Origin of the sequence: Kocuria subflava, assembly GCF_012163155.1 — a bacterium.
Lineage (GTDB): Bacteria > Actinomycetota > Actinomycetes > Actinomycetales > Micrococcaceae > Kocuria > Kocuria subflava.
In genome coordinates this window covers 242-669 of record NZ_JAAVUN010000135.1, presented here as the reverse complement: position 1 = coordinate 669, position 428 = coordinate 242, and the positions used below count along the sequence as shown (strand labels likewise).

Sequence of the window (428 nt, the reverse complement as noted above, 5' to 3'; positions counted from 1 at the left end):
CCCGTCGTGCACTACGAAGGCGGCCACGAACTCGTCCTGGGTGAAGACGTCTTGATCGGCCGACAGGGACCAGCCGAGCAACGCCAGGTAGTTCAGCAGGCCCTCCGGGATGAAGCCCGCGTCCCGAAGATTGAACAGGCTCGATTCGGGGTCGCGCTTGGAGAGCTTCTTGTTGCCCTCCCCCATGACGTACGGCAGGTGACCGAATTCGGGCACGCGCTCGGCGACGCCGATGGCCACCAGGGCACGGTACAGGGCGATCTGTCGGGGTGTGGAGGAGAGCAGGTCCTCGCCGCGCAGCACGTGGGTGATCCGCATGAGCGCGTCGTCCACGGGGTTGACCAGGGTGTACAGCGGCTTGCCGTTGGCTCGCACGACGACGAAGTCCGGCACGGGACCCGCCGCGAAGGTGATCTCCCCGCGGACCA

General features: G+C 66.8%; 1 protein-coding gene. It reads right to left on the bottom strand.

Annotated features, from left to right (window positions below):
- Positions 1-428, bottom strand: a 428-nt coding sequence (locus GTW58_RS14790; RefSeq protein WP_245195274.1) for a glutamate--tRNA ligase family protein, incomplete at both ends; no start/stop codon positions are given.